General features: G+C 67.3%; 7 protein-coding genes. 4 read left to right on the forward strand and 3 right to left on the reverse strand.

The window, feature by feature from the left end:
- Both WA965_RS15880 and trpD read right to left on the reverse strand, forming a co-directional pair.
- A partial coding sequence (locus tag WA965_RS15880) for a hypothetical protein (RefSeq protein ID WP_526447779.1) occupies positions 1-189 on the reverse strand: 189 nt, incomplete at its 3' end.
- A 51-nt stretch (positions 190-240) separates the two neighbouring features.
- On the reverse strand, positions 241-1,335 hold the full coding sequence (trpD, locus tag WA965_RS15885) for an anthranilate phosphoribosyltransferase (RefSeq protein WP_526301720.1): 1,095 nt from the start codon (positions 1,333-1,335) through the stop codon (positions 241-243).
- A 68-nt stretch (positions 1,336-1,403) separates the two neighbouring features.
- Here trpD and ctaE point away from each other — a divergent pair, with 68 nt between their 5' ends.
- The 4 genes from ctaE to qcrB are packed head-to-tail and all read left to right on the forward strand — an operon-like array spanning position 1,404 to position 5,804.
- A complete protein-coding gene (ctaE, locus tag WA965_RS15890) occupies positions 1,404-2,015 on the forward strand; it encodes an aa3-type cytochrome oxidase subunit III (RefSeq protein WP_178360038.1) in 612 nt (203 codons plus the stop codon).
- A gap of 38 nt (positions 2,016-2,053) precedes the next feature.
- On the forward strand, positions 2,054-2,890 hold the full coding sequence (gene qcrC / locus WA965_RS15895) for a cytochrome bc1 complex diheme cytochrome c subunit (protein ID WP_526301724.1): 837 nt from the start codon (positions 2,054-2,056) through the stop codon (positions 2,888-2,890).
- Positions 2,887-4,104, forward strand: a complete 1,218-nt coding sequence (gene qcrA, locus WA965_RS15900; RefSeq protein WP_526301718.1) for a cytochrome bc1 complex Rieske iron-sulfur subunit — start codon at positions 2,887-2,889, stop codon at positions 4,102-4,104. The genes qcrC and qcrA overlap by 4 nt, the downstream gene beginning before the upstream one ends.
- The gene (gene qcrB / locus WA965_RS15905) at positions 4,101-5,804 is read left to right on the forward strand and encodes a cytochrome bc1 complex cytochrome b subunit (protein ID WP_526301716.1); all 1,704 of its coding nucleotides are present in this window, start codon (positions 4,101-4,103) and stop codon (positions 5,802-5,804) included. Before qcrA ends, qcrB begins: the two co-directional genes overlap by 4 nt.
- A gap of 73 nt (positions 5,805-5,877) precedes the next feature.
- Here qcrB and WA965_RS15910 read toward each other — a convergent pair.
- The coding region (locus tag WA965_RS15910; protein ID WP_526447781.1) for a DUF2561 family protein at positions 5,878-6,173 on the reverse strand (296 nt) is incomplete at its 5' end.

The following is a 6,173-nucleotide window of genomic DNA, read 5'->3' on the forward strand; positions in this document are numbered from 1 at the left end:
CCGATGCCCGTCGTGGAGGCCCTCGGCGCCGGTGCACAGACCGTCCTGCCCACTGCGGCACCCCTGGGCGGCGCGCTGGTGGAGGAGACCGCCCTGCTGACCCGTTGGCTCGCCCAACCCGGCGTCCGGATCGTCCGCGCCGACCCGGGATACAGCTCCCCCGTCGGCGCGGCCGGGCGCTGGTCTCACTGGGCAGCCTCGGCCCGTTCGGCGCGACTGGCCGCCGAACAACTCGCGGCGTCAGAGCTGCTGAGTGAACCGCACCCAACGCGCGAGCAGCTGTTCGGCCGCCCCGGAATCGATCGCCTCGGCGGCGCGGGTCAGGCCGGACTCCCAGGCCGGAACCCACTTGGCGTCGCTGGATAACCCGGCGTGAGCCACCAGGGCACCCGCGGCATTGAGCACGACCGCGTCCCGCACCGGCCCCGTTGCGCCGCCGAGCACCGCTCTGGCCTCCGCCGCGTTGGCTTCGGCATCGCCGCCCACCAGCGCGGAGATCTCGGCGCGCTCGAACCCGAAGGCTGCCGGGTCGAACGTCAGGCGCTCGACAGTGCCCGCCTGCACCCGCCAGATCGTGCTCGTGGTCGTGGTCGTCAGTTCGTCGAGGCCGTCGTCGCCGTGCACCACCAGAACGCTCGACCCGCGGGTGGCGAACACACCGGCCATCACCTCGGCCAGATCGCCCCATGCGCAGCCGATCAGACCCGCTCGCGGTGTCGCCGGATTCGTCAGCGGCCCAAGCAGATTGAACACCGTGGGCACTCCGATCTCGCGCCGTACCACCCCAGCGTGCCGATAGGAGGGGTGGAATTGCGGAGCGAACGCAAAACCGATGCCGACCTCGGCCACGCTGCGGGCGACCTCGTCGGGCCCCAGATCGATACGCACACCGAGGGCTTCGAGGGTGTCGGCACCGCCCGACAGCGACGACGCGGCGCGGTTGCCGTGCTTGACCACCGGGACCCCCGCGGCGGCCACCACGATCGAGGCCATGGTGGACAGGTTGACCGTGTTGGCACCGTCGCCGCCGGTGCCCACCACATCCACTGTCGCAGTGCCGATCGTGTCCGTCGGTACCCGCCGCGCATGCTTGAGCATGATGTCGGCCAGTTCGGTCACCTCGGCCGAGGTGGGGCGCTTCATCTTCATCGACACGCCGAACGCGGCGATCTGGGCGGGGGTCGCGGTGCCCGTCATGATCTGGTCCATCGCCCAGGCCGCCTGGCCCGGCGCGAGGGCCTGACCCGTGGTCAATCTGCCGAGGACCAGGGGCCATGTCGGCGCCGCGGCCGATGCGTCGTGCGGTGTGGGAAGCGTGGGCGGGGAAGACGTCACGGAAAGATTATGACGAATTGCTCCACCCGGGTGGAGTTCAACAACTACAAAGCGTCATACTTGCTTCTGTGACGAGCGCTGTAGGGACCTCGGGAACGGCTATCACGTCGCGCGTTCATTCGCTGAACCGCCCGAACATGGTCAGTGTCGGCACCATAGTGTGGCTTTCCAGCGAATTGATGTTCTTTGCCGGACTGTTCGCGATGTACTTCACCGCGCGCGCCCAGGCCGGCGGCGACTGGCCGCCGGAGCCGACCGAGCTGAATCTGGCGCTCGCAGTTCCGGTCACCCTGGTGCTGATCGCCTCGTCGTTCACCTGTCAGATGGGCGTCTTCGCCGCTGAGCGCGGCGACGTTTTCGGGCTGCGGCGCTGGTACACGATCACCCTGGCGATGGGAACGTTCTTCGTCCTCGGCCAGGCCTACGAGTACCTGCATCTGGTCGAGACCGGCACCACCATCGCGGGCAGCGCGTACGGCACCGTCTTCTACCTCGCCACCGGCTTCCACGGTCTGCACGTCATCGGTGGACTCATTGCGTTCGTCTTCCTGCTGATCCGCACCCGGATGAGTAAGTTCACCCCTGCACAAGCCACCGCCGCGATCGTCGTGTCCTACTACTGGCACTTCGTCGACATCGTGTGGATCGCCCTGTTCGCCGTCATCTACTTCGTTCGATGACCGAACAACCTCAGACCAAGCCGATGAGAAGGGGTTCGATGACCACCAAGGCCCGCGGAGCCGGGCAGCCGGCGACAATCAGGCGCCGTCGGTTGCGCCGCCGTCTGTCAGCAGCGGTGCTGCTGTTGACCGGGCTGACCGTCGCCGGAGGCCTGGCGGCCACGCTCACACCGTCACCGCAGGTCGCTGTCGCCGACGAGTCGGCTTCGGCGATGCTGCGTCTGGGTGAGCAGCTCTACGAGACGTCGTGTGTCTCCTGCCACGGGGTGAACCTGCAGGGTGTCGCCGATCGTGGCCCGAGCCTGATCGGCGTCGGCGAAGCCGCCGTGTACTTCCAGGTGTCCACCGGCCGGATGCCCGCGATGCGCGGCGAGGCGCAGGCCCCGCAGAAGCCGGCGCAGTTCGACGAAGCACAGACCGACGCGCTCGGCGCCTACGTCCAGGCCAACGGCGGCGGTCCCGTCGTGCCCCGCGACGAGGACGGCAGCATCGCCTCCCAATCCCTGATCGGCGACAACGTTGCCAGGGGCGGCGACCTGTTCCGCCTCAACTGCGCCTCCTGCCACAACTTCACCGGCAAGGGCGGCGCGCTGTCGTCGGGCAAGTACGCCCCCGATCTCGGCACCGCCACCGAGTCGGAGATCTACACCGCGATGCTGACCGGGCCGCAGAACATGCCGAAGTTCTCCGATCGGCAGCTGACGCCGGAAGAAAAGCGCGACATCGTGGCCTACGTGCGCGAGGCGTCCGCCACCCCGACCCCCGGTGGCCTCGGGCTCGGCGGCTTCGGCCCCACGTCCGAGGGCATGGTCGCCTGGATCGTGGGAATGGTAGCCATCATCGCGGCCGCACTCTGGATCGGAGCACGAGCATGAGCGACGACCGCGACGGCCACGACGACCTCAAAGGGTCCGACACGCCCGGTCAGACCGGTGAACCCGGTCAGCCCACCGACGCGCAGCTCGCCGAGATGTCCCGAGAGCAGCTGCTCGAACTCGGCGGCAAGCTCGACGGCGTCGAGATCGTCTACAAGGAAGAGCGGTGGCCGGTCCCCGGCACCAAGGCCGAGAAGCGCGCCGAGCGCACAGTGGCGTACTGGCTGCTGCTCGCAGGCTTCTCGGGTCTGGCTCTGCTGCTGATCTTCCTGTTCTGGCCCTGGGAGTACCAGCCCTACGGGTCGCCGGGCGAGTTCATCTACACGCTGACGACCCCGCTGTACGGCCTGACGTTCGGGCTGTCGATCCTGGCGATCGGCGTCGGCGCGGTGCTCTTCCAGAAGAAGTTCATTCCCGAAGAGATCTCCATCCAGGATCGTCACGACGGCGCCTCCCCCGAGCTGCACCGCAGGACCGCCGCCGCCAACCTGGGTGATGCGCTGGAGAGTTCAACGCTCAAGCGCCGCAAGCTCATCGGGTTGTCGCTGGGCATCGGGTTCGGTGCGTTCGGTCTGGGCACTCTGGTCGCGTTCATGGGCGGGCTGATCAAGAATCCGTGGAAGCCCGTGGTGCCGACGGCCGAGGGCATGAAGGCCGTGCTGTGGACCTCGGGATGGACCCCGCGGTTCGAGGGCGAGACGATCTTCCTGGCCCGCGCCACCGGCAGGCCGGGCAATTCGCCCTTCATCAAGATGCGCCCGGAGGACATCGACGCGGGCGGCATGGAAACGGTCTTTCCGTGGCGTGAGTCCGATGGCGACGGCACCACCGTCGAGTCCGAGCACCATCTCACCGAGATCTCCTACGGTGTCCGCAATCCCGTCATGCTGATACGCATCCGCCCTGGTGACATGAACAGGGTGGTCAAGCGTCAAGGCCAGGAGAGCTTCAATTTCGGCGAGCTGTTCGCCTACACCAAAGTGTGTTCGCATCTGGGTTGCCCGTCCTCTCTGTACGAGCAGCAGACATACCGCATCCTCTGCCCGTGCCACCAGTCGCAGTTCGACGCGTTGCACTTCGCGAGGCCCATCTTCGGTCCAGCGGCCCGCGCGTTGGCTCAGCTGCCGATTACCATTGATCAGGACGGCTACTTGGTCGCAAACGGCGACTTCATCGAGCCCGTCGGACCGGCATTCTGGGAGCGCACGTCATGAGCCCACGACCGAATATGGCCGAGATCGCCGCCAAGCAGGGCGAAGCGATCGACTCGCGGTACCACCCATCGGCAGCGGTACGCCGGCAGCTCAACAAGGTCTTCCCGACACACTGGTCGTTCCTGCTCGGCGAGATCGCGCTGTACAGCTTCATCGTGCTGCTCATCACCGGCATCTGGCTGACGCTGTTCTTCGACCCCTCGATGGCCCACGTCACCTATGACGGTGTCTATCAGCCACTTCGGGGCGTGCAGATGTCTCGCGCCTACGAGACCGCCCTGGACATCAGCTTCGAGATCCGGGGCGGGCTGTTCGTGCGCCAGGTCCACCACTGGGCGGCGCTGCTGTTCGCCGCGTCGATCATGGTGCATCTGGCCCGCATCTTCTTCACCGGCGCATTCCGCCGGCCCCGCGAAGCCAACTGGGTCATCGGCTCGCTGCTGCTGATCCTCGCGATGTTCGAGGGCTTCTTCGGCTACTCGCTGCCCGACGACCTGCTCTCCGGCACCGGCCTGCGTGCCGCGTTCTCCGGCATCACGATGGGCATTCCGGTGGTCGGCACCTGGATGCACTGGGCCCTGTTCGGCGGCGACTTCCCCGGCGAGATCATCATCCCGCGGTTGTACGCGCTGCACATCCTGGTTCTGCCCGGCATCATCCTGGCGCTCATCGGGGTGCACCTCGCCCTGGTGTGGTTCCAGAAGCACACCCAGTTCCCCGGGCCGGGTCGCACCGAGACCAACGTCGTGGGCGTGCGGGTCATGCCGGTCTTCGCGGTGAAGTCCGGCGCGTTCTTCGCCGTCACGCTCGGCATCCTCGGCCTGATGGGCGGGCTGCTGCAGATCAACCCGATCTGGGTGCTCGGCCCGTACAAGCCGTCCCAGATCTCCGCGGGCAGCCAGCCCGACTTCTACATGATGTGGACCGACGGCCTGATCCGCCTGTGGCCGGCATGGGAGTTCTACTTCTTCGGCCACACCGTCCCGCAGGGCGTGTGGGTGGCGGTCGGCATGGGCCTGATCTTCGGTCTGCTCATCGCCTACCCGTTCCTGGAGAAGAAGTTCTCCAAGGACGACGCGCACCACAACCTGCTGCAGCGCCCCCGGGACGCACCGACGCGCACCGCGGTGGGTGCGGCGGCGATCTCCTTCTACATCCTGCTGACGTTCGCCTGCATGAACGACATCATCGCGCTGAAGTTCCACATCTCGCTCAACGCGACGACGTGGATCGGCCGCGTCGGCATGGTGGTGCTGCCCGCAATCGTCTACTTCGTCGCCTACCGGTGGGCAGTGGCGCTGCAGCGCAGCGACCGGGCGGTGCTGGAGCACGGGATCGAGACGGGCATCATCAAACGCCTCCCGCACGGCGCCTACGTCGAACTGCACCAGCCGCTGGGACCCGTCGACGAGCACGGGCACGCGATTCCGCTGGAGTACCAGGGTGCGGCTCTGCCCAAGCGGATGAACAAGCTGGGGCTGAGCGGCGCGCCAGGCACCGGCAGCTTCCTCTACGCGGATCCGGTGTCGGAGCACGAGGCGATCACCGAGGCAGCGCACGCTGCCGAGCGCAGGGCGCTGACCGCGCTGCGTGAGCATCAGGACGGCACCAACGGCCACGGCTCCAACGGCCACCGCTCCGACGGCAACGGTTCCGACGGCAACGGCAACGGCAACGGCAACGGCAACGGGCACCACTAGGAGTCCAGCGCAACAACAAGATCCGTCCCGGCCGAATCGGCTGGGACGGATCTTTTTGTCTCGGTTGCCGTGCCTAGTCCGCGATGGCGCGCAATTCGCGCAGTGAGTACCACGGGATTGCCACCATGGCCACGGTGACGACAGCCGCAACTCCCAGCAGCACCCACGCGACGGTGTAACTGTCGACCGCCATCAGATAGGTCGAGACCGCGGTCAGCAACGTCGCGACGCCCATCGCGCACGCGATGCCCGCGGCGCACCGCAGCCACACCTGCCCGACCGCCGCCGCCTCGGGCGTTGTCTGTTCACCCATCCGACGGATGGGGCCACTGGGCTCGGCCGGTACCGCAGGAGCTCTGAACTTCTCCG

The organism is Mycobacterium sp. (assembly GCF_049683935.1).
GTDB lineage: Bacteria > Actinomycetota > Actinomycetes > Mycobacteriales > Mycobacteriaceae > Mycobacterium.

Bases quoted from the DNA above. Each gene is read 5' to 3' on its own strand.
- qcrA (WP_526301718.1), top strand. From the start codon at position 2,887: ATGAGCGACGACCGCGACGGCCACGACGACCTCAAAGGGTCCGACACG.
- qcrC (WP_526301724.1), top strand. From the start codon at position 2,054: ATGACCACCAAGGCCCGCGGAGCCGGGCAGCCGGCGACAATCAGGCGC.
- qcrB (WP_526301716.1), top strand. From the start codon at position 4,101: ATGAGCCCACGACCGAATATGGCCGAGATCGCCGCCAAGCAGGGCGAA.